The sequence below is a fragment of the Providencia sp. genome (assembly GCF_052096715.1).
In the GTDB taxonomy this organism is placed as follows: domain Bacteria; phylum Pseudomonadota; class Gammaproteobacteria; order Enterobacterales; family Enterobacteriaceae; genus Providencia.
On the sequence record NZ_JBQDNB010000004.1, the window covers coordinates 88,936 to 113,461 of the forward strand.

The 24,526-nt window shown below is 37.2% G+C and carries 33 protein-coding genes and 2 pseudogenes; 10 read left to right on the forward strand and 25 right to left on the reverse strand.

Going from position 1 to position 24,526, the window contains the following annotated elements; translation table 11 throughout:
• Positions 1-77: 77 nt before the first annotated feature.
• The 3 genes from ACTH6U_RS04895 to ACTH6U_RS04905 all read right to left on the reverse strand — a co-directional run bounded on the left by ACTH6U_RS04895 (position 78) and on the right by ACTH6U_RS04905 (position 1,375).
• A complete protein-coding gene (locus ACTH6U_RS04895; protein WP_441831703.1) occupies positions 78-545 on the reverse strand; it encodes a lysis protein in 468 nt (155 codons plus the stop codon).
• Positions 546-627: 82 nt separating this feature from the next.
• Entirely contained in the window at positions 628-1,194 is a 567-nt protein-coding gene (locus ACTH6U_RS04900; RefSeq protein WP_441831704.1) for a lysozyme, read from the reverse strand.
• Positions 1,178-1,375, reverse strand: a complete 198-nt coding sequence (locus ACTH6U_RS04905; RefSeq protein WP_441831705.1) for a phage holin family protein — start codon at positions 1,373-1,375, stop codon at positions 1,178-1,180. The genes ACTH6U_RS04900 and ACTH6U_RS04905 overlap by 17 nt, the downstream gene beginning before the upstream one ends.
• Positions 1,376-1,613: 238 nt before the next feature.
• On the opposite strand from ACTH6U_RS04905, the gene ACTH6U_RS04910 reads away from it, so the two are divergent.
• Positions 1,614-3,062 (forward strand): SEFIR domain-containing protein, encoded by a 1,449-nt coding sequence (locus tag ACTH6U_RS04910; RefSeq protein ID WP_441831706.1) that lies wholly within the window; start codon positions 1,614-1,616, stop codon positions 3,060-3,062.
• A gap of 108 nt (positions 3,063-3,170) precedes the next feature.
• Here the strand turns inward: ACTH6U_RS04910 and ACTH6U_RS04915 are convergent, their stop codons facing one another.
• The 13 genes and pseudogenes from ACTH6U_RS04915 to ACTH6U_RS04975 form a co-directional block, all read right to left on the reverse strand.
• Positions 3,171-3,722 (reverse strand): DUF1133 family protein, encoded by a 552-nt coding sequence (locus ACTH6U_RS04915; RefSeq protein WP_441831707.1) that lies wholly within the window; start codon positions 3,720-3,722, stop codon positions 3,171-3,173.
• Between the two features lie 31 nt (positions 3,723-3,753).
• Positions 3,754-4,104: pseudogene (locus ACTH6U_RS04920) on the reverse strand (DUF968 domain-containing protein); the annotation flags it as partial.
• Between the two features lie 184 nt (positions 4,105-4,288).
• Positions 4,289-4,957, reverse strand: coding sequence for a phage antirepressor KilAC domain-containing protein (locus tag ACTH6U_RS04925; RefSeq protein WP_441831708.1), 669 nt, complete (start codon positions 4,955-4,957; stop codon positions 4,289-4,291).
• 16 nt (positions 4,958-4,973) lie between these two features.
• Positions 4,974-5,357, reverse strand: coding sequence for a RusA family crossover junction endodeoxyribonuclease (locus tag ACTH6U_RS04930; protein WP_441831709.1), 384 nt, complete (start codon positions 5,355-5,357; stop codon positions 4,974-4,976).
• Positions 5,350-5,535 carry a Lar family restriction alleviation protein gene (locus tag ACTH6U_RS04935; RefSeq protein ID WP_294351397.1) on the reverse strand — a complete coding sequence of 62 codons (186 nt, stop codon included), beginning with the start codon at positions 5,533-5,535 and terminating at the stop codon, positions 5,350-5,352. Before ACTH6U_RS04935 ends, ACTH6U_RS04930 begins: the two co-directional genes overlap by 8 nt.
• Positions 5,532-5,912: a hypothetical protein gene (locus ACTH6U_RS04940; RefSeq protein WP_336431618.1), complete on the reverse strand. Its 381-nt coding sequence runs from the start codon at positions 5,910-5,912 to the stop codon at positions 5,532-5,534. The genes ACTH6U_RS04935 and ACTH6U_RS04940 overlap by 4 nt, the downstream gene beginning before the upstream one ends.
• 192 nt (positions 5,913-6,104) lie before the next feature.
• Positions 6,105-6,452 carry a hypothetical protein gene (locus ACTH6U_RS04945; protein WP_336431617.1) on the reverse strand — a complete coding sequence of 116 codons (348 nt, stop codon included), beginning with the start codon at positions 6,450-6,452 and terminating at the stop codon, positions 6,105-6,107.
• Positions 6,449-7,093: a phage N-6-adenine-methyltransferase gene (locus ACTH6U_RS04950; RefSeq protein ID WP_441831710.1), complete on the reverse strand. Its 645-nt coding sequence runs from the start codon at positions 7,091-7,093 to the stop codon at positions 6,449-6,451. Before ACTH6U_RS04950 ends, ACTH6U_RS04945 begins: the two co-directional genes overlap by 4 nt.
• The gene (locus ACTH6U_RS04955) at positions 7,086-7,409 is read right to left on the reverse strand and encodes a hypothetical protein (RefSeq protein ID WP_441831711.1); all 324 of its coding nucleotides are present in this window, start codon (positions 7,407-7,409) and stop codon (positions 7,086-7,088) included. The genes ACTH6U_RS04950 and ACTH6U_RS04955 overlap by 8 nt, the downstream gene beginning before the upstream one ends.
• Positions 7,409-8,470, reverse strand: a complete 1,062-nt coding sequence (locus ACTH6U_RS04960) for a conserved phage C-terminal domain-containing protein (protein WP_441831712.1) — start codon at positions 8,468-8,470, stop codon at positions 7,409-7,411. The genes ACTH6U_RS04955 and ACTH6U_RS04960 overlap by 1 nt, the downstream gene beginning before the upstream one ends.
• 9 nt (positions 8,471-8,479) lie before the next feature.
• A complete protein-coding gene (locus tag ACTH6U_RS04965) occupies positions 8,480-8,659 on the reverse strand; it encodes a DUF4222 domain-containing protein (protein WP_441831713.1) in 180 nt (59 codons plus the stop codon).
• Positions 8,660-8,947: 288 nt separating this feature from the next.
• On the reverse strand, positions 8,948-9,406 hold the full coding sequence (locus ACTH6U_RS04970) for a YmfL family putative regulatory protein (RefSeq protein WP_441831714.1): 459 nt from the start codon (positions 9,404-9,406) through the stop codon (positions 8,948-8,950).
• 36 nt (positions 9,407-9,442) lie between these two features.
• Positions 9,443-9,637, reverse strand: a complete 195-nt coding sequence (locus ACTH6U_RS04975; RefSeq protein WP_441831715.1) for a Cro/CI family transcriptional regulator — start codon at positions 9,635-9,637, stop codon at positions 9,443-9,445.
• Positions 9,638-9,732: 95 nt separating this feature from the next.
• On the opposite strand from ACTH6U_RS04975, the gene ACTH6U_RS04980 reads away from it, so the two are divergent.
• The 9 genes and pseudogenes from ACTH6U_RS04980 (at position 9,733) to ACTH6U_RS05020 (ending at position 14,939) form a co-directional block, all read left to right on the forward strand.
• Positions 9,733-10,395: a LexA family protein gene (locus tag ACTH6U_RS04980; RefSeq protein WP_441831716.1), complete on the forward strand. Its 663-nt coding sequence runs from the start codon at positions 9,733-9,735 to the stop codon at positions 10,393-10,395.
• 108 nt (positions 10,396-10,503) lie between these two features.
• On the forward strand, positions 10,504-10,734 hold the full coding sequence (locus ACTH6U_RS04985) for a hypothetical protein (RefSeq protein ID WP_441831717.1): 231 nt from the start codon (positions 10,504-10,506) through the stop codon (positions 10,732-10,734).
• A 35-nt stretch (positions 10,735-10,769) separates the two neighbouring features.
• A complete protein-coding gene (csrA, locus tag ACTH6U_RS04990; RefSeq protein ID WP_441831718.1) occupies positions 10,770-10,955 on the forward strand; it encodes a carbon storage regulator CsrA in 186 nt (61 codons plus the stop codon).
• Between the two features lie 192 nt (positions 10,956-11,147).
• Positions 11,148-11,519, forward strand: a complete 372-nt coding sequence (locus ACTH6U_RS04995; RefSeq protein ID WP_441831719.1) for a hypothetical protein — start codon at positions 11,148-11,150, stop codon at positions 11,517-11,519.
• Positions 11,520-11,579: 60 nt separating this feature from the next.
• On the forward strand, positions 11,580-12,407 hold the full coding sequence (locus tag ACTH6U_RS05000) for a YfdQ family protein (RefSeq protein ID WP_441831720.1): 828 nt from the start codon (positions 11,580-11,582) through the stop codon (positions 12,405-12,407).
• Between the two features lie 54 nt (positions 12,408-12,461).
• Positions 12,462-12,977 (forward strand): annotated as a pseudogene (locus tag ACTH6U_RS05005) (hypothetical protein); the annotation flags it as partial.
• 213 nt (positions 12,978-13,190) lie between these two features.
• The gene (locus ACTH6U_RS05010) at positions 13,191-14,060 is read left to right on the forward strand and encodes a DNA cytosine methyltransferase (RefSeq protein ID WP_441831721.1); all 870 of its coding nucleotides are present in this window, start codon (positions 13,191-13,193) and stop codon (positions 14,058-14,060) included.
• Between the two features lie 17 nt (positions 14,061-14,077).
• Positions 14,078-14,647, forward strand: a complete 570-nt coding sequence (locus tag ACTH6U_RS05015) for a 3'-5' exonuclease (RefSeq protein WP_441831722.1) — start codon at positions 14,078-14,080, stop codon at positions 14,645-14,647.
• 37 nt (positions 14,648-14,684) lie between these two features.
• The gene (locus tag ACTH6U_RS05020; protein ID WP_441830306.1) at positions 14,685-14,939 is read left to right on the forward strand and encodes a pyocin activator PrtN family protein; all 255 of its coding nucleotides are present in this window, start codon (positions 14,685-14,687) and stop codon (positions 14,937-14,939) included.
• 78 nt (positions 14,940-15,017) lie between these two features.
• Here the strand turns inward: ACTH6U_RS05020 and ACTH6U_RS05025 are convergent, their stop codons facing one another.
• The 9 genes from ACTH6U_RS05025 to ACTH6U_RS05065 form a co-directional block, all read right to left on the reverse strand.
• Complete coding sequence (locus ACTH6U_RS05025; protein ID WP_441830307.1) at positions 15,018-16,766, reverse strand: anti-phage dCTP deaminase; 1,749 nt, start codon at positions 16,764-16,766, stop codon at positions 15,018-15,020.
• 75 nt (positions 16,767-16,841) lie between these two features.
• A complete protein-coding gene (locus tag ACTH6U_RS05030) occupies positions 16,842-17,030 on the reverse strand; it encodes a hypothetical protein (RefSeq protein ID WP_441831723.1) in 189 nt (62 codons plus the stop codon).
• Between the two features lie 704 nt (positions 17,031-17,734).
• On the reverse strand, positions 17,735-17,944 hold the full coding sequence (locus ACTH6U_RS05035) for a DUF1471 domain-containing protein (protein WP_294104641.1): 210 nt from the start codon (positions 17,942-17,944) through the stop codon (positions 17,735-17,737).
• A gap of 278 nt (positions 17,945-18,222) precedes the next feature.
• On the reverse strand, positions 18,223-18,408 hold the full coding sequence (locus tag ACTH6U_RS05040) for a hypothetical protein (protein WP_441831724.1): 186 nt from the start codon (positions 18,406-18,408) through the stop codon (positions 18,223-18,225).
• A 509-nt stretch (positions 18,409-18,917) separates the two neighbouring features.
• Positions 18,918-19,247: a HigA family addiction module antitoxin gene (locus ACTH6U_RS05045; protein WP_294104645.1), complete on the reverse strand. Its 330-nt coding sequence runs from the start codon at positions 19,245-19,247 to the stop codon at positions 18,918-18,920.
• Positions 19,248-19,324: 77 nt separating this feature from the next.
• On the reverse strand, positions 19,325-19,630 hold the full coding sequence (locus tag ACTH6U_RS05050) for a type II toxin-antitoxin system RelE/ParE family toxin (RefSeq protein WP_441831725.1): 306 nt from the start codon (positions 19,628-19,630) through the stop codon (positions 19,325-19,327).
• Between the two features lie 149 nt (positions 19,631-19,779).
• Positions 19,780-20,715 (reverse strand): uridine-preferring nucleoside hydrolase UriH, encoded by a 936-nt coding sequence (gene uriH / locus ACTH6U_RS05055; protein WP_336429525.1) that lies wholly within the window; start codon positions 20,713-20,715, stop codon positions 19,780-19,782.
• A gap of 163 nt (positions 20,716-20,878) precedes the next feature.
• Positions 20,879-23,038 carry an ornithine decarboxylase gene (locus ACTH6U_RS05060; RefSeq protein WP_441831726.1) on the reverse strand — a complete coding sequence of 720 codons (2,160 nt, stop codon included), beginning with the start codon at positions 23,036-23,038 and terminating at the stop codon, positions 20,879-20,881.
• Positions 23,039-23,310: 272 nt separating this feature from the next.
• Complete coding sequence (locus tag ACTH6U_RS05065; protein ID WP_441831727.1) at positions 23,311-24,324, reverse strand: mechanosensitive ion channel family protein; 1,014 nt, start codon at positions 24,322-24,324, stop codon at positions 23,311-23,313.
• Positions 24,325-24,526: the final 202 nt, after the last annotated feature.

A 24,526-nucleotide genomic window follows, 5' to 3' on the forward strand; every position in this document is an offset into this window, starting at 1 on the left:
TTAGTAACACCGCATAACAATCCCTAACCTATCATATATTATTAATAACTCATACCGTGTAAATTATTTCCACTAACCTAGTATCTCTTCTCTACCACACTAATACATTCTTTCTCAACATACTCCTGCAACCCTTTAATCATCTGCTCTGATTCTGCAATTCGCTTTCTGAGTAACCAATAATTTCGGATAGCGGAGTCAGTAGGTCGGGCGGTGATTGCATCATCCAAGCCGGAGGTGGTAACGCTTTCGGTTTTTTTACAACTGGCTTTGATGTACACCCGTTCAGGATTACGCTCAGCAGCAATACGCAACTTATCAATTTCACTCTTTGCATTAGTTAATTCCTGAGTATGTTTAGTATCGAGTTGGTGAAGAGATTGTACACGCTCTTGATAATCTTCATTAATTTTGACTTGCTCTGTCAGCTCAATGAGTAATTCGGCATTCTTGGTATTTAATTCATCTATCTTCTCGTGTTGTTTCCACATCCCCCATATGGCCACCCACGCTGCGATAAATAACGCTACTCTGACTGTATTCATGGCGGTTACCGTATAGAAGATTAAAAATTAACTTGCCGACCTTTATAGTGATCGATAGCTTTTTGACAGCGCTTTTCTAAACTTACCTTGTCAGTGCGACAGGTATCATCTCTGAGTGCGTATACGCCAGTTGCCATAAAGATGGGGATCCCGATGAAGAATAGGGATAAGTAGATGCGAACTCGCCTAGGCATACCGCATTTTCTACTTCTCGCCTTGTCATTAGCCCTTTCCATTGAACACCTCCAGCATATATCCAGCGTTTAAGTTCATTGCATGCGCCAGTTCTATCACCGGCATTCAATTTTTTAAGTAACGTAGAACGTGAGAAAGCCCCTGTTCCGACGTTGTAAGTAAATGAATAGAGCGCCGCTCTGGTGTAATCAGGGATATTGACCTTTATTAAGGGATTTACGGCTTTAGCAACGATTGCCAAGTCTTTTTCTAACAACGCATCACACTCGGCTTTTGTATAGGTTTTTGTGGGGATAATGTCAGCGCCCGTATGCCCATAACATACTGTTAATATGCCTATCAGATCGCGATAGGGTTTAGGCTCATACCCTTCAAAATCAGTGACCATCGCAACTGTTAAGGTCATCAATCCACCAGCGGCAGCAACTTTTATTTTATTAGGTATTTTTGCCACTATTAGCCCTCTCTCTTAATTTGAAATCTTTTCGTTTGTAATGCCAATTAACAAAGAACGTTCCAACAGTACAAATAATACCAATGATGATCGCCCACTCTTCTAAAGTAAAAAGTCCAGCAGCCGCTGTGCTTATTCCTACCGCTTTTGCATAGAGGCTTGAGTTGTCTGACATACGCATATCTCACCCCCTAGCGGAGGAATTTAGTTAATAGGTAGCCACCAGCAACGTCATTGCAGTAATTAAACATGTTGATAGTGATTTGCGGTGGCTATATATGAAAATGGCCGCACTAAGTGACCCATTTGAATTAATTAATCGAAATAACTGAATTTCTTAATGTGCCCTTTATTACAAAAATAAAATCAGTTTAATGATAACATTGGCGAATATACTGGTTTCTATACTTGGAGATAAAATGGAAGATTCAAAGCACCAAGAACCTAAAGTTTTCATTTCATATAGTTGGTCAAGCCTCGAGCACCAAACTATGGTAAAGGATTGGGCAGATCGCCTTTTGGCTGATGGTATTGATGTTAAAATTGATATTTATGATCTAAAAGAAGGTGATGATAAATATGCATTTATGGAAAGCATGGTAACTGATGAAACGGTTTCACACGTTCTAATTATCTGTGATTCTCAGTACAAAGAAAAGGCAGATACTCGTAATCGAGGCGTTGGAACTGAGACTCAAATTATCTCAGGGGAGATATACAGTAAAGTTCAACAAAGCAAATTTATACCTATACTTTGTGAGTTTAATGAATTAAACGAACCTATTTTACCCACTTTCGCTTCAGCAAGAATAGGCATAGATTTTTCATCATTAGAGAAAACAAACAAAAACTGGGAGCAATTACTAAGGCTTTTATATAATAAACCCAGATTTACGAAGCCAACAAGAGGAAAAGCACCATCATTTTTAAATGAGAAGGCAGATATACCTTCAGGTGAAATAAGGGCTAAATATGAGCTTCTCAAGCAATCTATATTTAGCAATAATAAAAATATAAAACTATTTAGAAATGATTTTATTTCATCATGTATTGAATTTGCTGACGCATTACGAGTAAGAGAGCAACCAAATAATGATACATTTCCTGAAGACATTTTAAATACCATTAACAAATTAAAAGTTGTTCGTAACTTCCTAAGCGATTGGTTGCTATTAGAGTCTGGAATAAATCACTCGGTAGAATTTACAGAGTCAGTTACTAACCTTTTAGAGCAGTTAAGAATTTTAAAGTCTAGACCTACAGATCTAAGCCGATTTAGTGATGACTGGTTTGAAGCGCATTCAGTTTTTGTTTATGAGCTCTTTCTATATATTGTTGCCTCATTAATGAAAACAGAGCGATATGACTTATTACATGAAATATATACATCGAGCTATTTAAACCCCGAAATAGAAAGGTTTAAAGGCTATGATTATGATAATTTTAGTTCATTTTATGGCAACACAAAACATGCGGGACGCGCCTTAAGTAAGGATATGAATTTTCATTCGAATGCAGCTGAAATAATTAAAAGGGAAGCAGATAGAAATGATTTAACTTTTAACCATGTGGTTGAGGCTGAAACCATTACTTATATGATGTCTATTATACAATTATCCAGTTGGCATCCCGGAACTCTAGGTTATTCGAACTACACACACCGCAGCCCTTTTTTTGTTAAGGCAGCTCAACATAAAAATTTTCAGAAACTAGCTATTATTACTGGAATTAAGACAGTTGATGAATTTAAACAGATAATTGAAAAGAATAGTGCAAACAATTTATTCAATTATTCAGGTAGAAGCTATGGAAGGACACCTATAACCAAAGAAATTTTAAACTTAGATTATTTAGATTCTATCAAATAATAAAAAAGCCTCGTTATTTCGAGGCTTTAGATTCCCTTCCTGCCTTGCGTGTAAAGCTTCGCACAGCATATACGAAAACTATAACTTTATCGGCAAAATAGTCAAGCTTTATTCACTGTAATGATACTTACGGTCGAACTCGTCACACATTGGCCTGTATAACATAAACTCGGCAACGTTTATCCATGCCTTGACTCTGTCCTGATATGTACGTAAACAGTAACGTCCATCTTTCTCACAAAGCTCTAACGCTATACCGAAATATGATTTTTTATATACATAATGCTGTTTCAGTATTTCTAATAATCCTTGATCTTTTTCGAAAACAGCACAAATGACCTTATCCATTTTGCCGCCTTCGGCATCTGAACAGAACCACATGCTACTTAATGTTTTTTTATCCTTAAACTCTTCCAAAAACATTAATAGTGTTTCTTTTGATAGGCCTGATGTACGCATCCTTTTCATGGCATCTTTTAAGGCTTTTTTGGTGATTGTTGGTTCTTTTAATAATTGATTAAACATACCTGCAGCGCTTGGAGTTTTACTAAATGCTGCCCATCTACCCCACATAGTTAAACGTCCACGTATCCACACGCTTTCCAATGTACGTAATTTAAAATGTTCTTCGCTTTTACCTGTTGTTAATGGATAAATCACTTAATACCTCTTTAGCAGGCCGCACCCTGCATTAACCGAATACACCTAGCGCCGCTGAACGGTCTAGAAATTTAAATAACAAAATTATTTGGCTTCCATGTTCGCTTTCCCATCCCTTTTGGTCGTCATGTAGATTTCGATGATGAATTCTACATAGAGGAATAGTGAAAAAATCATGGGATTTAGTCGCCATACCGCCCTGTCCGTGACCAATAATATGATGCGCATCATCAGCAATAGATCCGCATATACAACACGGTTGAGACTTAACCCACTGTAGGTATTTCGTGCTTTCCCAGCGCTTAAGTTTTGGCTTTAGCATGAAACTAGCTGGTGGCTCGGGATCGATAGTTAAATTTAGTACCGGCTTTAATTCTTCAATATCACTCAACTCGTCGCTGAAGAAAGAAGATGAAAGAGAGATAGGCCCTACTGATTTATTGGTTAATTGCTCTGGTACCGGAATAATCAACATACGGCCATTAAACTTATGGAGTTCACTCACTCCTGGTCTAAATATTACTAACCCTAATTCTGGTACCATATTTGCGGTGAGTATCGAGGCTTTATGCATATGCTTTGTGCTCCATCCACTGACCTGCAACCCAATTAACACCCTTTGCTGTAAATTTAGCTTGGGTGAATGCATAGTCAGTACCTTGAGTTACACCTGTTTTCACTTCAAAGCGTCCGGCCTCTAGATGCTGCTGGTAGGGTGTCATTACATTGTTAAGCCGATACATGATTTTCTTATCGAGCAAAAAGCCTCTAAATTCTGGTTCTTTGATATCAAGCAATTTACATACCTGCCTAAATGTCATGGCGCCAGTCGCTTTCACATAGCGATCAACGAATTCAATTTTAGGTGCAGCTTCAACTAACTTATTTTCAAGTTGTTGCTTTTGCTCTTCCAGATCTGCCGCTAAGCGCAAAGCTGCTGAAAATGTTGTCGGTACCAATTGTTGATTTTCTAGCTCTTGCCATCTATCCACCAGCTTTGCAGTGAATGTTGGTGATAACTGAGCGACGACAACATAACTATCACGCTTATTTAAATGATAAACCTGTACCGTCTGATTTTGATGGTTTTTGACCTCCCCCAGTGGGGGAAGTTGAATTACGCCTCGTGCTGCAAGCCTTTCTATCGATTGCTTCACTTTGTCATGCCGAGATTCAACTAAATCTGATATTTCAGCACTCGACATTGTTAGTGTTTTTACTGTTAATTTGCTCATATTATTACTCCACGTTTTACGCAACCGCATTTGCGCTTTTAAGTAAGTTAATCGTTATTTCGAACCGACCACCCTTTACGACTTCGCACCACTCCATTTCGACACGTTTGACCTGATCATCATCTTCCCAAACCTTGGCGTGTGTTAAAGCATCGAATGCTGCTTTCAAATAATTATCAATGTCTCTTCGTTGTTTTGTAGGTGGATACATCTTCACTATGACTGATACATCTTCAGTGATTGCCTTTGGTATTTTGCGTAACTGATCATAAACGGCCGCTACCGCATTAGCACGGAACCTGCGACCCTGCTCGCTGAGTAGCATTCTGCCTTTAACTGTCCGCCAGCAAGCATTGACGCTAGGAGGAAAGGGTAAAATTAAAGATATTGAATTACTCACCAATCACCCCCTTATTCCATGCCAATACGGCAGTAGGCTTATCATTTACTTCTGGCCCCTTTTCACCGCAACTGTGGCACTGAATGTAAAACCATGTTCTATAACTGTGGCTCTCAAGAGTTATGTTTTCACTGCCACAATGAGGGCAAGGATAAATTTCCGCTATTTTACTTTTCATCCAACCTTCCCCTCATACTGGAGCTTTTTATTTTCAATAAACGCTAAATCTGTTCTAGCACTACGCAATCTAGCCTTCGTGTTCTTTTCCTCTCTGAGTAAGCCATCAACTGACTTACGCAGAGCATCACGTTGTTCGGTTAGGGTTGAAACTTGCCTAAAAAGATGTTCAGCATCATTAGCTCTCAGTAAAAAAACGTCAAAAGCATCAACAATACACCCGCAGTTTTTACACTTAACTGTCCTATGTTGCTCACTGACAATAACTGCATAATGCTTACACTGAACCTGCCTAAAATCTCTTTTATCCTCTATCTGGGTCTCAAGTAGTGGCTTCGTATCATCGGTGAAATTGATTTTAATAATGTTGTCAGTCATAAAATCTCATCTCCCCACATAACTTGAGTAACTTAATAAAAACCTTACCCCTAGGATGTAACTTCCGTTTCTGATATTGAATTTCAAAGAATGAGGCATCACAGCCTAGGTCTAAAGCTTTAATCGTTTTAGATGCAATAAAATCAGTTTGCCGGATATAGGCAGCATTTAGCTGTAGTAAAGTAGAACCTTTCACAGACGCACCTCTGCGAGCAATTTATCAAACATCAAAATTAAGGGGTCGTGACCTTTTACTGCTTCTTCTCTGCTCCACTTAGTGTTTCTATTAGTTTTAGGTCTAAATGCCTTAGCTCTTTGTTCAAATGCCATCACCTTTTTATATGCATCACTTTTAATGACATATTGTGAAAAGCTACCATCCTTAATATTCATTTTATTAACGGCATTAACACGCGTTAAAATGGACATAATGTGCTGGGCATAACTAGAAGATGCTTTATATTTTTCCCTGATGATTTTTGTTGTGATTACATCACCAGCACTAAAACTTTCAGCAATCATGACTTGTACTGTTTTCACGCTGCTACCTCCATCTTCTTCGCTAACCACTTAGCTTGCTCAATGAATGCTTTACCGCGGTGCTCTAATTCTTCGCGATTGATGTAATCAAAGGTTTTACCTGTCCATGTTTTATCGAATACAACGATTGCCCCGGCAAATCTGGCTGTTGTTGGGACTTGATTATCATCTGCAGGAATAAACCATTCAGGAAGGTCAAAACCAATCCGACCACGAATAAAACAGACATGATCTGCATCTTCTGGCCACCATGTTTCGCTGGTTGCTGATTTAACAAAAAAGATATAGCGACCATACTTATCACGCATTTTCTTTGCATGATTCATAATGTGTTTAACGCCAGTAACAGCTTGTTTTTCATGATACGAGACGCGAGAGTATGGAGGGTTAGCAAAAGCCGCACCGCCGACTTCTTTCAGCTTTTCTGACCAGTCTTGAGTCAGTGCGTTATCTTCTGCGGTGTAGAAATGAGGGCATTTGCTGTTTTGTCCATCGGTGAATAGATCTAAATTAAATGGGCCATATAGAGAATTAATACCCCAATAGATATCTTCAGGTGTTTTCCATTGATCGCCAACCTCTTTTAACCAATGGGCTGATTTAGCTTTGAGCTCATTGAGCTGTTGGATATATTTATTCATCAAGCAGCCCCTCTCCGCTGGTGGATTTATGGGGCTGTACTTCTACTTTTTCGCCATTTTCGGTAATATAGTCCGATGATTCACTTTTAAGCTGGTAGTCTTTAGCAAGTTCGATGATGCGCATATATCGCTGCTGAACACTTAAAGTGCCTGTATGGTTCTCAATTCCACGCTGACGAAAAATAACTAATAATTTCCTGTCATCATTCCACGTTCCACGAAGTTCACAGATAAGCCACCAGCGACGAAGTTGTTTAATCACCGCAATTAAGCCAAATACATTCACACCGTAAATTTCTTTAGATTCACTACGCATCACGCTGTCACCTCTTTCGCTGCTAGTTCCGCTGCCTGTTGCCAAATTGCGCGCCAAGCCCCACGACCAGCATGTTCATTGAGACGGCCCAACCCACTTTTGCTAGCCATTTCTTTCGCAATTGCTTGGATCCTATTTGCCGGTTTCCAACCTGTTGAAAAAATCTGAGTGAATACTGTGTCACGCTCCACAGGGTCAACAGTTACAACCACTTCACCTTCTTTAACCCATTTTTTGTTGATGCAAACAGGGCGCCCTTTGTCATGCCATTTTTGGGAAATCTGATGATAACTCTCAAACTTTTCCTTCCCGAAAACCGTCATAGGTCTTAGGTATTGACTCCATTCGATATCATTGAGCCATTTAGCTGTCAGGTAATCAGCAACTAGAATTAAGTTATCAGCGGTATAATTTTCAGCTAGACGGGCTCTGATATGCCCCATTGTTGTTTTGCTATCGCGATAACTTGAATTAGTGATTTTGTTGAAATGTTCTAAAACAATTTGAGCATGGTCGGGTTCAGCATGAACCTGACAAGAAGAGTTACTCTCTGTTGTAATCTCTTGTGTATTCTCTGTAGTACTCTCTGTAAGATCAGGGCAATTTGCCCCATTCGATGAGGTCATTTTGGTACTGTTCGAGCGGTTCATTTTGCGCTTGTCGATGAGGTCATTTTGACCTGTTCGAGTCGCCTCGGGTGAGCTGTTCGATGAGTTCAATTTGACCTCATCGGAGAGTAATGTATGTTCATAATTTATAGAGTAATAATTTGTACGGTCATGAGTGCGTTTATTGATTTGCTCAATATTAAGAACACCAAGCTTTTTTAAATTATTAAAGCCACGTTTAATCGTTGACTCAGAAAAATAAGGGAATTGAACGCGCCATTCTTCAATCGTGTTATAGATCCAGCGGTGACCCTCATACTCAACACCTGATGTGGTTTCAGATAGCCAATACTGAACTTGTTGAAGCAATAATGCTTCATTCAAGCCCAAGCGTACCGCCAGCTCTGGTATCACTATCTGTGGACGTGTTTTAAGTAACAGTAGGCTACTCATGCAATCACCCTATTCGACTTCTGAATAATATTTTTTAAAATCACTAAGTGGCACAAAGCACGGATGTTCATAATCATCGAGCATGAAAATAACTCGCTGCTTTTGCCTATCCCACTCAATGACTTTGACGATACGACCGCGCTTATCTCTGAAATGACGGTCAAGGTTCTTATGCTTTTCACTGGACACGATCCCCTCTCCCACTACTAAAATAAAATGCTGCCCAGCAACGCTTAAACTTATCGCTATCTTTATCTACCAATTGTTGCTCCATCTGGTAGTTGCCTGATTCGTCAGCTGACGTTATGATCTCTACATATTGAATTGAGCCACTTCTAGACGTTGGTAAACACTTAAATTGATTTCTTGGCTGCAATTGATTTAAACTGTTCATAGCGTTCATTACTCCACACTTTGTTTTGACGCTCGGCGCTTGGGACCGCATATCCTGAGCGCCACCCTTTCTCGGTATCTTCATTATTTTTCAGCCCTAAAAACTGTCTCGAATGAATCAACGAAACCTGCGGTATATGAACAAACTTGCCTTAACTTGTTTTTCATAACTCTCATTTTTTCTTCAGTGACAAACCCATCTGAAACGCACTTTTGCATCAATGAGAACAGCGCCCCATTCATGGCATCCAAGTTCATGCGAATTTCAAACAAGTCCACTCTATCCAAACTGGCAGGTTCAATTTTTTGTGGGGCAACCAATTGATGGCGGCTCATGTGATAATCCACCAGCAATGTTGTTCCTGATAACAACTCCATTTGTTCAAGTTCATCGCTTTCAAAAAAACGGCATCCATTTTTTTCGTATAATTTGTTGTTAAATGTGTTTTCTGACATACCTAATTTGCCAGCCATTCCTGTACGTCCTTTCGGATATCCTTTGCACATTCCTTTAACAACTTCTCTAAGTGTTTTATTGCACATATCTACAATTCCTTTTTTTTCTTGTAGTTAACTTAATTAATTAGCTTTGATATTGTTTTGGTATAGCTCTGGGTCATATTTGAGCTGGCCATTTGTCAGCCTATCCACTAATAGTGCCTGTTTTTCTGGTATTACCGACTTCCATCGACTTACTGCTGGATGAGAAACACCCAAGGCCTTAGCGGTTTTTTGAACGCCACCGAAAAAACTAATAACATTTTGCTTGTACATTTTGTTTTCTCTTGTTTGAGTTTAGATTGAAATGTAACAAAAGGTACATCAACAAGCAAACACTTTTCACATCAAAATGATGTAACATTGATTACATGAAAAAAGAAGATATGAATTTTAGAATTAAGGCTAGACGCCTTCAGTTGAATCTTACACAGGAAGTCTTAGCTAAGAAGCTGGGAGTTAGTCGCGTGTCTGTCACTAAATGGGAGACTGGTGTATCTAAGCCTGATGGAGAAAATTTACAAAATTTAGCGCGCGCACTTGAAACATCCGCAGAGTGGATACTATATGGGAAAAACGAACCAGCAGAGAAAGAGCTATTACCTTCAAGAAAGCCATTAACAGTTATTGAGGTACCTGTCATATCTTCGGTTCAGGCAGGGCTATGGAATTCAACGTGTGAATCCGTAACTATAGATGATGTTATCCGATGGGTAGGTACTACTGTAAGGGTTTCCGATAGTGCTTTTGGTCTTGACGTCCGAGGTGACTCTATGACCAACCCTAATGGCTCCCCGACAATACCTGAGGGCTCGACTGTTATCGTAGAAACAGAGTATGGAACCATAGATGACTTATACGGAAAAATAGTTGTAGCCATTTTAGATGGAACATCAGAAGCTACAATAAAAAAATTGGTCTGGGATTCTCCTTATAGTTATCTCATGCCTCTGAATCCATCATTCAACCCTATAATAATAAATGGAAATTGTAGAATTATTGGAAAAGTAGTACAGGTAGTACAAAACCTATAACGTCCCCCACCCAAAAGTAATGTAACTTATTTCACATCTTATTATTGACACCTGACGTAACCTAATGTACCTTTTGTTACATCATGTGCAATTAATGGAAATAAGATCATGCAACTCAACTCAAACGAACCAATTGTTACCTTTAGCGTGCCAATGTCGCAGGAAGACGCTCAGGCATGGATTCTAAAAAAAGCAGCTGAATTCAAAACGCTTGAATTTCTTAAAGATAAACAAACTCAACTTGAACAAGAAAAAGCCGAATTGGAACGCAAAATCGAAAAACTCGACGATGATATTTTCGATCAGCAAGAACGCTGTAAAGTCACTATTAGCGCTTAATTTGATTATTTAAATGGAATTAGAGAGAGGGATATATGCTTATTTTAACTCGACGAGTTGGTGAAACACTCATGGCTGGTGATGAAATAACATTTACTGTTTTGGGAGTTCGCGGTAATCAAGTTCGAATCGGTATTGAAGCACCAAAGAATGTAGCAGTACACCGCGAGGAAATTCATAAACGTATTCAAGCTGAAAAAAACGCCAGTGCTAGTAAGTAGTTATTGATAGTTTTGGTGGCGATCTGAATCTTCCACACTACGAGGTTGATGATAATGTTCTATTCAGTAGCCACCCTTTTTACATCACAAATAAGACCGCTGATATTTAATCAGTCCATACTAGGTAATATGTTTTAATTATTATTAGCGGTCTTATTTGTGGAGTAATAACCTAATAATGAGGATCTGCTCATGAGTGAAGAGAGAAAAACAAATATACCTGAATTTTTAGGTGAATTAGATGCAGGTGTATTTGAAAATAAAGTTGCGGCTGTATTAAATGATGTTGCGTTAGGTGTTATAAATCACGCAGGGAAAGGAAAAGTTATAATCGAAATGGATATCTCTCGAATGAATAATTCAATCGAGGAAAAGCGAGTATTAATCCAACATAAACTTAAGTTTACCGCACCAACACCAAAGGGAAAAAGATCGGAAGAAGATACTACTGAAACGCCAATGTACGTAAATAAAGGCGGTAAGCTTTCGATTATGCAAGAAGATCAGGGGCAACTTTTTTCAATTAAAGGCGACCCTGACGGTAAATTAAAACAAGTTAATTAATTTCTTTTTTATTTAAATCTCAATCTTTAAAAATACTTTATTAAATAAGTAGGAGCTTTTATGTCTCAATTAAATGGTGATGCTATTTCTCAAATTAAAGATCTAGCTATTTCCGGTGTTCGTTTAGATGCTGTAGAAAATATGCCTTGCCCTGCCGTGGCCGTGCCTCATGGGCTTGAAATTGTTAACCTTGAAAAGTATCAAGATAATCGTTACCGCTTCCGTGGTTCGCTAAAAACCACCAGCATTAATGATTTTGTTAAATATAGTGTTGGATATTCTGATGCTCCTGGTGTCCGCTGTTTTATCGATGCTGAAGATATGACAGCAAGAACTATCTTTAACTTAGGTACTATTGAACATCCTGGTCATGCTGATAACTCTGCACTTATCGTACTGAAAAAGACGTCGCCTTTTTCTGCCGTGCTATCAATAAATGGGCGCAAGCAAGGCCAGAAAGAACTTGCTGAGTGGTTAGAGGATTGGCGTGATTACTTATTAGCATTCGATGCTGACGGTAATGTTTTAGATATTAAGCAAGCAATTAGTGCTGTTCGACGAATTACGATCGAATCAAGTCGCTCTTCAGATCATGAAGATAGTGATTTCTCAGCGCGACGCTCTGTGATGGAAAATGTCGAAGCCAAAAGTAAAGACATTATGCCAGCTGCTTTTGAATTTAAATGCACTCCATACGAAGAGTTGAAAGAACGCTCAATCAAACTTCGCTATAGCATTTTAACTTCACAAGATACGCCTACTTTAGTACTTCGGATTGTTCAACTTGAAAATTTAGAAGAGCAAATAGCACAGGAATTCCGTGATCTACTTGCTTCTAAATTTGAAGAAACTCAAATCGAAACATTCATTGGAAATTTTTCAGCTTAATTAATTTATGCGCCACTGATCTGGTGGCGCTATTTGCCGTGTGGAGATTTGAACATGTCATATATTTCAACTTTTACAGGAAAGCATTTTAACTTTATCAATATCAGTGCGGATGATATCGATATTAATGATATTGCTCAGGGTTTATCTAATGAATGTCGCTTTGCCGGGCAAATTAGCCAATTCTATTCTGTTGCTCAGCATTCCGTTTATGTGAGTCAAATTGTACCACCAGAATATGCGCTGGAAGCATTACTACACGATGCATCAGAAGCCTATTGCAAAGACTTACCTAGCCCATTAAAAGCGCTGTTGCCGGAATATAAAGTAATAGAAAAAAATGTTCAGAAAGTTATTTGCTACAAATGGGATATACCAAGAGCTATCAGTGATGTGGTTCACTATGCAGACCTAACAGTGTTAGCAACCGAACGTCGAGATCTAGAAGTTGATGGCGATAATTTTTGGCCAATTTTAGATGGAGTACCACCAAGTGACCTTATCACTGTAAATCCCCTGCTCCCCATTCAAGCACGTACGATGTTTATTCACCGTTATAACCAACTAACTGGAATTATGCCTGAATTCGATGCGGATCTTCATGTTGAAGAAATACACTGCCATGGTGCTTACGGGAAAATATTCAATGATAAAAAAAATCGTTTCTATAACGGCGCAACAATACAAACATCCCGGGTGATCAATATCGATACTTATCTTGCTGATGGTTATATACAAACAGTTAATTCAGTTTACAGAATTATTGTTTAAGCGAGTGTGATTATGATTATCGTGAACTCTTACTTTAGCGGAGCTGGCCTAATGGATATAGGCCTTTTACAAGCGGGACTCAAAATAGGGCAAGCTTTTGAATTAGATAAGTCAGCCTGTAAAACCTATAAACACAATTTAGGCAATCATGTCAAAGAATGCGATATAGCTCAGGAGTTGGTTTTAGAACAAGGCTCATGTGATGGAATGATATTCACCTATCCATGCACTAAATACAGCACTATTGGCGATATTCATGGCGTCCGAACCGGGGATGATTTGTTTCTTCATGCGTTACGACATTTAGCAATAGCGCGACCAGAGTTTTATGTTGTTGAAAATGTACCCGGCATGAAGGCTTTCCCCGTAGTAATGGAAGCTATGCAAAAAATGCCTGATTATTATGTGAATGTATTTTGCCCTATTCAGTCTGAAACTTGGCTACCACAGAAACGCAGCCGTTTAATTATAATTGGGACTAAAAAATATTTTAATCCGCAACCACCAGTTAACCACAAACCAATTAAATTAGCAGATGTTTTGGAAGTTGAACCAGATATTAATATTCCTAAATCTGTTTATGCAAGAATGAATGGTGAATACAGAGACTTACCTATTATTAGCGACCCTACTAATGACGATTTAGCACCAACTTGCGTTGCACATTACGCTAAAGATAAAAGCACTCGGCTTGTAGTTGATAAAAACTTTCCGATGGGGGTTAGGCCATACACTGTTCGTGAATATGCACGGCTACAAGGCGTTCCTGATTGGTTTCAATTCCCAGTGAGCCAAACTGATGCATATCGACAAATTGGCAATGGTGTAAGCGTTCAGGTGGGCGAATGGGTAGGTCACCAAATTAAACGATATATGAGCTAGATAAATAAGGACTAACAATGAAATATAAACACTTAATGGTAGACCTAGAAACTATGAGCAATAAAGGCAACGCTGCTATTGTTTCTATTGGTGCGGTAGCTTTTGAGCCGTCAACGGGTGAGATTGGCCCCTCTTTCTATACCACTGTTGACTTAACAAGTTGCGAGCGCGCTGGGCTTCATATTAATGCTGATACAGTGCTTTGGTGGATGAAACAAAGCGCTGAAGCTAGAGCCGCTATCGTTGCTGATGGTGATGAGCTACACATTGCTTTAATTAGTCTTAGTGTTTTTTCACGGGAGATTTTAACTGATGATGTACAGGTGTGGGGTAATGGAGTTGATTTTGACAATGTTATTTTGCGTAACGCATATGATGCAGTCAGCATAGAGCCCTTCTGGAAACATTGGAATAATCGCTGTGTTAGAACGATTGTAGAGCTAGGTCGTAACGCTGGCATCGATCCAAAGAAAACACTTCAGTTCGAAGGTGAGCAACACAATGCGTTAGCTGATGCAATTCATCAAGCTAAATATGTGTCTATTATCCACCAGCATTTGATTAAGCCAGTTAACTACGATATCTAATTTTTAAATCTGTATGCGGCAGATAGTGGAGGTAAATATGAACACAGTTTTTTTATTAATGGCTGAATTTGAAACCTCTCAAATCCCATTAGATATCGTTGCAGAAAAGTTTTTAAAATTAACACCTAGCTATGCAGATAAAAAAGCGACTTTAGGTGAATTACCATTTCCAACATATAGAGATGATAAAAGCCAAAAATCACCAAGAATGGTTCATATTAGTGACCTAGCTGAATGGATTGATAAAAAAAGAAGCGAAGCAAAAAAGGAATTTGATAAGATTCATTCATAGACATAAAAAATTATCTACAGGCTATAATTTTGGTACCTTTTTAATGGGTACCAAACTTAGTTTTTATGTTTATAATTCTTACTGACCGCTTTCTTTATCTTCCAGCTCCCCAACTATTTTTAATTCATATTCTACATAGCTATCAAGATGGATTTGTGATACGTGAGGGACATCCATTGAATGGATAGTTTTTACAGTTCCATCAGAATTTTTACGTTTATGTCTATATTTAAAGAAATCATCATATCTTCTTGGCGATACTCCATCATAATTTCGAAATGAAACTTTATTTGTAACTAAAATATCATCATCTTGATCTAGTGAAATAGCATCATTATGCAATTGTGTTGCAAGGCTTTTTTCATATGGCTCTATATATACAACTCTTTTTATCCCTGCTGCTATAATATGCCTTGCACAATTGTGGCATGGGTATGTAGTGCAATATAACGTTTTATTTAATGTAGAGTTAGAAGTGGTTCTAGCTAATGCTAATAAAGCATCCATTTCAGCATGAACAGCTCTAGAATATTCTATTAATGATTTAGCCTTAGTTCCACCCATTATCTCTTCGGAAATTTTTAGATTATTAATAAGATTTCTAACATTAATTTTTAATGTATTAACTTTCGAAATTTCAGCCTTTACTTTCTCTCCTTTCTCTACATTACCCATATTTATTTCATCTATGGCGGCATTACTTTTATTTTCAACATCAAATAAATTATTAATATTTTTATTAATATCTAACGTACATTCATCAATAACATCACTAACATCTGACAATAATGTTTCAAAAGAATCGTTTAAAATAGATTCAATTTCATTCTTTAAGTACCCTTTGTGTGTGTCGTTAAAGCATTTTCCTCTATTAAAACAACGCATGTCATTTTTATCATTAAAATGGTATAATCCACCGCCAAATTTTGGTACATCATTACAACCTGTTGATAATATATTACCGTTATCATCCATTATTGCCGCACCAACCTGCCTAGATAAACAAGCTGAACCAAAAGATGCAGAATATGCACTATGCATACCTATTTCTTCATAAGTAGGTGTTATATTATTTGCGCCATGCATTAAATCGATAAATCGTCTAACTTCCGTTCTTAATTTATTATTATTATCAATATTTTTTATAAAGTAATCTGATTGAAGTATAGTCTCTTCCGTATTTTGGCCATATTTCTCTGATTTTTTATCTCTAATCATTAGTTTTGCGATATCTTCTTCGGATATTTTCTCATCACTAAGGTTTTGTTTTCTCTGGCTTTCATTTCTTAATAAACCTATCAAATAAAAAGCATCTGAATATATTTCTTTAAATAAATTTATTTCCTCTGGATTCTTAAACTGATCTATTATGTAAACAAATTTACCATCTGTTTTTGTGATATCATCATCACCAACATTTTTAATTTTTTGCTCTTCTATACTTTTATTTCTAAGTATATTAATTTGATTTACTGCTAATTGAGCAACAAAAGATTTTTCATTTTCTCTAAGCTTATCACCCATATTTTGCAATGTATCATATCTAATAAATCCACGAAGGCTTTCAAGTGACATGGCTTTATCTGTATTACATTTATCAAAAATAAGTTGACTTACACGGATGTGCTCTACTTTATATTCTATTCTTTCAAATTCAGGTATTAATATATCCTTCAGTTTTTTAACACCTGAACCAACTGCTCCACACAATCCAATAATAATTTCATTAGACCTCCGCGCTTTTATTTTTTCAATCATATCTCTCTTGTCACTTGATGATTTATCACCTAGCAACGGCTGACTACTTTTCTTTGCTGGCTGCGCCATATACTTCTCCAAAAAGAAAAAAGCCCTATATTTAATTTATAGGGCTTTATTTGATTGCAAAAAACCAAACTTAACTTACCATTTGATTTTTAAGGAAGATTGCCTTGATTTCTCTTTAGCTAATTCAAATGAATCATTTTTTTTAATTCCAGAAAAACAGACTATATTATCAGTATTTTTTCTAGTAAAAATCTCGCGTTCAGAATTTTTACTAGTTGAAATTTCTCTATTTTTTTGTTTTTCTTTAAAATTAATAATCATCATATTCTTCCAAAGTCTTTTTCCATTTACGATAAAGTAAAACTTATACTCAAAGTGTACATCATAACATTATGGAAATCCAAAGGTAGATCTCAAAATTTCAAATTGAAGCTTCACAATAAAATTAAAAACAAAGGACACCAATAGCGCACCGGGGTTTTGTAACTAATTGATATTTAATTATGGTGCATCCCATCGAGCATCGGCGCAACGGAGAATCGGTTGAGATTTTGATAGCCACGACTCTTTGTTAATGACGTGGTTTGAGCTGTAACTTGGCTGTGTTCTATAGTTTGATTTTGTGGCATGTTTATTTTTCAGGTCTATGTCGATTTTACGGCTACGAGACTAGCCCGAGCAGATAAAAGAATACAAATAATGAAGTATTGTAGCATAGAGATACCACAGTGCTATTGGTTGTCAGAATTGATGAGCTATAAACTCATTAACACCCGAATTGATACCGTTTAAATAAAAATATTTTCTTTTAAAAACAAATAGTCCCCAATATTGGCTATCCAATAATTGAGGACTATCACATGATAACAAATTAAAGCTGGCAAAATATCAAAGCAAGTTATGAGCCAAACATTACTGTTATTAAATTAGGTTTAATGACATAACAGTGATATTTAACTATTACACTTAAAATTACTCAATAAGTTTTTTATCGAAATAATTTCAATGACATTTCTGAGTAAATATAGTTATTTAGTTTCTGCGCTCATTGTGACAATATTACCAACTCGAGCACTAGTAATAGTATAGCTTTCTGCACCAATCGCTTTCGCTTTTGCTGCGATAACCGCTTCAGTAGAATCAAGCGTATCGCCTGTTGCAGTTAATGTAGCCGCAGATGCACCAAATGCCATCATGGATAATATAGAAGCTGCCATCAAAGTTTTAATCATGTTCATTCTCTTATTCCTTCATTGTATATTTAGGGAGGTAACCCTTGTTACCTTCGATGAAACTATCATATCCCTAAATGCAGTCTAGGTTAAAGCTAATAAAATGACTGTTCATATTCAAATAAATTGAATAAGGTTAAAGTTAATAAAATAGAAAAAATTGATCATTTAACTGAGCAATAATTAATTCATTAAAACAGTAAATGAGCTTAATAAGCGTGAACCTACCAACTAGATAGGCTGATACATTGCCGTATTTGATCAACAGGTGGAGATGAAGGGAGTTAATAGGGCTTACGCAGTTGCTGTTCTCTATTAATATTTTGATTTTCTTTAATGCTATTTAGCACACTATCTGTATAGGGATCTATTTTTACATCTTTTTCATTCGGCGTATTTGCTTGATTATTTGATGTTGTACAACCCGATAAAAATAGAAATAAAAACGTTAACATTGCCTTGTTCATCATCAACTCCTCTTGTTCGTGTCATTATATTAACCAAATTATCTTATCATCATAATTTCAGAGGATATTTTTCAAATCATTTAGATTTTTTTTACTTTTTCTAGGTTGTATTCCAATGCATTAATTAACATTGAAGCTAAAAAATCATAATAACTTGAAATTAAAGACTTTTTATTCCACCCAGCCAATAAACCCAATATAAGATAATGACAATAAAAATATCACCATAAGGCGCTGTAATACTTTAAGCATTGCGATAAATCGTTTTACTTGTTTCATAAAATTTAGACCCGCCTATAAGAACTTCAATCATTTAATAATTATCTTATTTTTCGCTATCAGAATATCAATAGAATGGCATTTCTCAAAAATATATTTATTTATTTTGCATATTTCGTTATGTATTCATCATTTAGGCAAAACAGATAACAAAATCAAAAAAACACATTATGGCAAAAGCCACTAACTCATACTGTGGCTTCCTTTTATGACAATAATAACAGCATCACCTTTTATGCAACTTTTTTAGATTTTGCTTTTAAAAAATCCTCGTAATACATAATTTTGTTAATTTCTTCTTGCAACCTAGGGTCATTATTAACTTCCCATATATCAATAGCCTGTTGTAGGTTTATCCAAAACTGTAAGCTTGTATCAAAAGCTTTCGCCAACTTAAAAGCCATATCGATAGATAGCTTTCTATTGTTATTAACCAAAGAGCTTATTGTATTTCGATGAACACCTAACAATTCAGATAACTCATTGATCTTCATGCCAGTAGGTATGAGATATTCATAAAGTAATATATCTCCTACACTTGCTGGTTTTCTTGTTGCCTGCATGGTTAACCCCTTGTTTATGGCTTTAATATTTAATAATCAACGTTTCTTGTTATTGTTTTACAACATTTTCTTTTAATTTATACATCTTTATGAGGGTCTAAATATAACGCAGTAACAGCATCATCCCATTTAAATATTAATCTATACTGCCCATTCACGCGGATGGAATAATAACTATCTAAAGGTGGTTTTAGCTGTTTAAATCTGTTTCCGGGTGGGCTTTTAAAATCGCGTAATGTTGTCGCCGCATTTAACATATCTAACTTACGTGCTAGGACAGAATTCATTGTGGTTGGTATCAATTTATTTAATTTACCGTAAACAAAGAACAATCTCAGATACTCATCCCTAAAATATAAACGACAATCACCCTTTCCATTCACACAAGCCTCCCTGATGAACAATCCATGTTGATAGAGTTTACGAGAGACAATAGCATTGAAATAAAAAACGCACAACAGCACTGTGCAATTATGCATTTTTCAGAATGAAAATTTACGTTCTCTTTTTAGGTTTTCACAATTTTACTGTATCAACCAATATTTTTTAGTGCATTAATAATCAACGACCAAAATTTATCGTGATCCAATTTTACTGCGACCTGTGTATGGCAATCTATTGGGGCAGGATGACGAAAATCGGCGACTGTCATCCCTAGAGTCAACGAGCCAGTTAGTTCAATATCGATAGGCACCTTTTGTGTTGTCATCACAGATGGGTCAATCACATAAGCAACCGCGCAAGGGTCATGTACTGGCGGCGCATCAAATCCTTGAGCCTGTTTGTACATTTTTCCAAAAAAGTCTAATAACTCAACCACGAACTGTGAGCAATTTGTATTAAGACTGGCAATTTTAGCCACAACATCAGGTGTTGCTAAAGCTTGGTGAGTAAGATCTAAACCCACCATAGTTAGTGGCCATTTTTCATTAAAAACAATATGTGCAGCTTCTGGATCTATCTTGATATTAAATTCAGCGACAGGGCTCCAATTACCGACATGGTAGCCACCGCCCATCAATACCACTTCTTTTACTCGCTCAACGATACGAGGTTCAAGTCTGGCGGCAAGGGCAATATTTGTCAGCGCCCCTGTTGGCACTAATGTGATGGTTTTCGGTGGGTGAGACATAATGGTGTCAATAATCAAGGTAACCGCATGTCGCTTATCAAGCGTTAACGTCGGGGTTGGCAATGTAGGCCCATCAAGCCCTGAGTCTCCATGAATATCTGGAGCAACCTCCACTTCTCGAACTAAAGGACGAACAGCACCTGCTGCAAAAGGAATACCGCGAATATTTGCCATTTCAGCAATAGCCAGCGCGTTATGTGTAACTTTTTCAAGTGTTTGGTTACCCACAACGGTGGTGACTGCGAGTAAATCAATGTCAGGATTACCGTAAGCTAATAATAAAGCGATTGCATCATCATGACCGGGATCGCAATCAAGAATTATCTTTTTTGTCATAACCTTACCCTTAACATAAAAATGGAGTCAGCTATTGTTAGGGACTGTTGATCTTTACTGCTTATTTTTACAACAACCATCAAAGATCAACAACTCCTAGTCTGACTCCAATTTAACTATCTGATAAGGTAAAATCTATGCGTTATGTCTGAATGCAAAAAATTTATTTTAAAACATGTGCATACACACGCTTAGGAGCATCTTCATCTTTCGAAATATAGACACCTTGTAACTCAGGTGCAAAGCCCGGTAACGCATTAATACCCGCTTCTAATGCCTTAAAGTAGCGCAATACAGGCCCTGACCATACTTCTCCTGGCACCACACATAAAACACCCGGTGGATATGGCAAAGCACCTTCTACCGCAATCCGGCCTTCTAACTCATCAAGAGGTAATAACTCACAATTACCGCGAATAAACTCTAAATGCGCCTGTTGTGGGTTCATTTTCACAACAGGGAAATATTTTTTACGGAACATCTCTTTTTGTAATTGCTTAATATTGTCGTTCACACTTAATTGATGCATTTCTTGGCACAAACGGCGCAATGTATAACCTTGATAATGTTCCTGATAACGTACATAAACAGAAGGTAATACTTCTTCTAATAATGCATCTTCATCCAGTAACTGTTCAAATCGTACTAAATGAGAAACTAGCAACTCTAATTTTTCTCTCGTTTCTGCCGGTGTGAGCAAAAATAAAATGGAATTCAGATCGCATTTTTCAGGAATAACGCCGTGTTCACGTAAAAAGTGCGCCAAAATCGTCGCAGGAACACCAAAAGATTCATATTCACCACTTTCAACATCAATACCCGGTGTCGTCAGCATCAATTTACACGGATCAACAAAATATTGATCTTGTGCATAGCCATCAAAAGCATGCCAACGTTCATGAGGAATAAAATTAAAAAAACGCTGCTGCGATGCAATTTGCTCGGTTGAATATTCATGCCACGGTAAACCGTCAACGAATTCAGGCACAAAAGGCCTGAAATAACGACAATGCTTAATAATTGATTTTCTAACTTCTATGCCTTGCATCACACAATCCATCCACATCATTTCCCCCGCTTCCCCTTGATGCATACGGGCATTAACATCTAGCGATGCAAACAATGGGTAAAACGGGCTTGTTGAGGCGTGCATCATAAAAGCATTATTAAGCTTTTTATGGGAAACAAAACGCTCTTGCCCTTTAATATGATTATCTTTTTTATGAATTTGAGATGCTTGAGAGAAACCGGCTAACTGTTTATGTACTGATTGTGTCACCATAATACCCGGATCATTTTCATTCAATTCAAGTAATAATGGCGAACATTGGCGCATCATCGGAATGAATTGTTCATAACCAACCCAAGCAGAATCAAATAAAATGTAGTCACATAAATGACCTATTTTATCAACTACTTGCCTTGCGTTATAGACAGTTCCATCATAGGTACCAAGTTGGATTACAGCCAACCGAAATGGTCTGACAGCAGTAGATTTTTCAGGCATTACATCAGTTATCAACTGACGTAAATAATTTTCATCGAAGCAATGAGCATCAATACCACCAATAAAACCAAACGGATTACGTGCAGTTTCAAGATAAACGGGGGTCGCACCGGCTTGAATAAGCGCCCCATGATGGTTTGATTTGTGGTTATTTCGATCAAACAATACGAGATCACCCGGCGTCAATAAAGCATTAAGTACCACTTTATTTGATGAGGAGGTTCCATTTAGAACAAAATAAGTTTTGTCTGCATTAAATACACGAGCGGCGAATTTTTGAGCCTCTTTTGCCGCACCTTCATGGATAAGTAAATCTCCCATAGCGACGTCTGCGTTACATAAATCCGTACGAAACAAGTTTTCACCATAAAATTGATAAAACTGTTCTCCCGTCGGGTGACGGCGGAAAAATTGCCCGCCTTGGTGACCAGGGCAAGCAAAAGTCACATTATGTCCCGCAGCATAATCCATCATTCGTGCAAAAAATGGCGGTAATAACTGTTCAAGATACTGATTTGCAGCATCAAGCAACTGTTGGCTATTTTCATCACGAGCAGCAACTGCGGGTAGCAATAATGCTGTCAAATATGGTGGTTTTTTTTCATTATTTGGTAGCTGTTTATCACTAATAATAAACAGCGGAATACTGAGCTTACTTTCAGCAACCCTTTTCCACAGCCCTTGATTAGCATCTTGTTCAGATAGCACTACAGCGGCAATATTGTTGAACTGCGCATCGCGAATATCTACCCACTGAAATTCATCAGTGAAATAGGTTGCGACCCCCTGGCTACATGCCACATTGATTGTTTTCATAGCAGTCTGGCTCTTGGTTAGCTGAGGAAAAGAGGCGGTCAATATACTTGATAGATAACAAGATTGGAATTAACAGAATGAATGCAAAAATATTCAAGATTGATTAAGCGAATTATTTTTTATAAGCCACTGGTTAATAGCATAAAAATCCTAAGGGTTATTGCTCACTTCATTAGAAATAAATACCATTAAAAAATAAATTATCAGATTAACCGACTAGTAAATAATCATTAAACAGTTTATTAGTCGGCTGATTTAAGGTGATTGGGACGTTAGTTGTTTTTTTCTATATACAGAGTCTGTGTTGGATAAGCAAAGTCGGCACCATGGCGTTTAACTATTTCAATAATTTTTAAATAGACCACTTGCTGAGCCGCCAACCATTCTGACCACACGGTGGTTTTTGTAAAACAATACACCATAATATTCAATGATGAATCAGCAAATGCATCGAAATACACTAATAACGTTTGCCCCGTATCAATGTTTTCATCTTGTTGTAGCATGGTACGAATTTCATCTACAATCGCACCCATTTTATCGGCATCTTCGTAACGTAAACCCAGTTCAGTTTTAATACGACGATTAGTCATGCGTCCTGGGTTTTCCACACTAATAGATGAAAATACCGAGTTAGGAATATAAAGCGGGCGGTGGTCAAACGTGACAATTTTTGTGATCCGCCAGCCAATTTCCACAACAGTACCTTCTATATTTCTATCTGGTGAACTCACCCAATCACCAATGTTGAATGGCCTATCAAAGTAGAGCATTAACCCTGAAAAAAAGTTACTCAGGACATCCTTACCGGCCATACCAATAGCAATACCGCCAATTCCCCCAAATGTCATCAACCCTGACAAGCTCATGCCAAAATGCTCACCAAACAATAAAATGATGAGGACAAAAACCGCAGTTTTAAACACACGTGCAACAATACGGGCAGAGGTAGGGTCGCTGCCTTTTTTAATCTGTTTTTTCTCTAACCGATTAGCGAGTTGAAATAGTTTTCGCATTAAAATCAATGCAATTAACGCAGTTGTCAGAAAATTAACTAGTGGTGTAGAAATAAACGTTAAATCAAAATCACTAGAAGCCATATCCAAATATTGAGCAGCAACCACCACAATTGCACATAAAACAGCAGTTTGGATGACATGCACTAAAATACTTTTTCGTTTATGCTTATGTCTTTTACTCATCGCCTCGAAAACAACAAATAATGCGAGACCAACAGCAATAATCGTCATGCCCACTGCATATTTTTCGAGTAGTGTTTCTATCATACTTAATCGCCCTATGACTTCATTCTAATGGTATTATTTTAGTCAACTTACATTTGCTATATGCTGTAATTTATAAATCTTGTCACTAAGATAACAATTATAAATATAATTTTCCCAATAATTATCAATAACGTTTTAGATCATGAATCAATGGGATCACTCAGCAAATTATTTAACTTAAAAATGGCTAATCACTCATGAA

Bases quoted from the DNA above. Each gene is read 5' to 3' on its own strand.
- ACTH6U_RS05015 (WP_441831722.1), top strand. From the start codon at position 14,078: ATGAAATATAAACACTTAATGGTAGACCTAGAAACTATGAGCAATAAA.
- ACTH6U_RS05025 (WP_441830307.1), bottom strand. From the start codon at position 16,766: ATGGCGCAGCCAGCAAAGAAAAGTAGTCAGCCGTTGCTAGGTGATAAA.
- ACTH6U_RS05040 (WP_441831724.1), bottom strand. From the start codon at position 18,408: ATGATGAACAAGGCAATGTTAACGTTTTTATTTCTATTTTTATCGGGT.
- ACTH6U_RS04950 (WP_441831710.1), bottom strand. From the start codon at position 7,093: ATGAATAAATATATCCAACAGCTCAATGAGCTCAAAGCTAAATCAGCC.
- ACTH6U_RS04955 (WP_441831711.1), bottom strand. From the start codon at position 7,409: ATGCGTAGTGAATCTAAAGAAATTTACGGTGTGAATGTATTTGGCTTA.
- ACTH6U_RS04980 (WP_441831716.1), top strand. From the start codon at position 9,733: ATGAAAAAAGAAGATATGAATTTTAGAATTAAGGCTAGACGCCTTCAG.
- ACTH6U_RS05010 (WP_441831721.1), top strand. From the start codon at position 13,191: ATGATTATCGTGAACTCTTACTTTAGCGGAGCTGGCCTAATGGATATA.
- ACTH6U_RS04975 (WP_441831715.1), bottom strand. From the start codon at position 9,637: ATGTACAAGCAAAATGTTATTAGTTTTTTCGGTGGCGTTCAAAAAACC.
- ACTH6U_RS05035 (WP_294104641.1), bottom strand. From the start codon at position 17,944: ATGAACATGATTAAAACTTTGATGGCAGCTTCTATATTATCCATGATG.
- ACTH6U_RS04910 (WP_441831706.1), top strand. From the start codon at position 1,614: ATGGAAGATTCAAAGCACCAAGAACCTAAAGTTTTCATTTCATATAGT.
- ACTH6U_RS04925 (WP_441831708.1), bottom strand. From the start codon at position 4,957: ATGAGCAAATTAACAGTAAAAACACTAACAATGTCGAGTGCTGAAATA.
- ACTH6U_RS04985 (WP_441831717.1), top strand. From the start codon at position 10,504: ATGCAACTCAACTCAAACGAACCAATTGTTACCTTTAGCGTGCCAATG.
- ACTH6U_RS05000 (WP_441831720.1), top strand. From the start codon at position 11,580: ATGTCTCAATTAAATGGTGATGCTATTTCTCAAATTAAAGATCTAGCT.
- ACTH6U_RS04970 (WP_441831714.1), bottom strand. From the start codon at position 9,406: ATGTGCAATAAAACACTTAGAGAAGTTGTTAAAGGAATGTGCAAAGGA.
- ACTH6U_RS04895 (WP_441831703.1), bottom strand. From the start codon at position 545: ATGAATACAGTCAGAGTAGCGTTATTTATCGCAGCGTGGGTGGCCATA.
- ACTH6U_RS05060 (WP_441831726.1), bottom strand. From the start codon at position 23,038: ATGAAAACAATCAATGTGGCATGTAGCCAGGGGGTCGCAACCTATTTC.
- ACTH6U_RS05065 (WP_441831727.1), bottom strand. From the start codon at position 24,324: ATGATAGAAACACTACTCGAAAAATATGCAGTGGGCATGACGATTATT.
- ACTH6U_RS04905 (WP_441831705.1), bottom strand. From the start codon at position 1,375: ATGCGTATGTCAGACAACTCAAGCCTCTATGCAAAAGCGGTAGGAATA.
- ACTH6U_RS04960 (WP_441831712.1), bottom strand. From the start codon at position 8,470: ATGAGTAGCCTACTGTTACTTAAAACACGTCCACAGATAGTGATACCA.
- ACTH6U_RS04940 (WP_336431618.1), bottom strand. From the start codon at position 5,912: ATGACTGACAACATTATTAAAATCAATTTCACCGATGATACGAAGCCA.
- uriH (WP_336429525.1), bottom strand. From the start codon at position 20,715: ATGACAAAAAAGATAATTCTTGATTGCGATCCCGGTCATGATGATGCA.
- ACTH6U_RS05020 (WP_441830306.1), top strand. From the start codon at position 14,685: ATGAACACAGTTTTTTTATTAATGGCTGAATTTGAAACCTCTCAAATC.
- ACTH6U_RS04935 (WP_294351397.1), bottom strand. From the start codon at position 5,535: ATGAAAAGTAAAATAGCGGAAATTTATCCTTGCCCTCATTGTGGCAGT.
- csrA (WP_441831718.1), top strand. From the start codon at position 10,770: ATGCTTATTTTAACTCGACGAGTTGGTGAAACACTCATGGCTGGTGAT.
- ACTH6U_RS05030 (WP_441831723.1), bottom strand. From the start codon at position 17,030: ATGATGATTATTAATTTTAAAGAAAAACAAAAAAATAGAGAAATTTCA.
- ACTH6U_RS04995 (WP_441831719.1), top strand. From the start codon at position 11,148: ATGAGTGAAGAGAGAAAAACAAATATACCTGAATTTTTAGGTGAATTA.
- ACTH6U_RS05045 (WP_294104645.1), bottom strand. From the start codon at position 19,247: ATGCAGGCAACAAGAAAACCAGCAAGTGTAGGAGATATATTACTTTAT.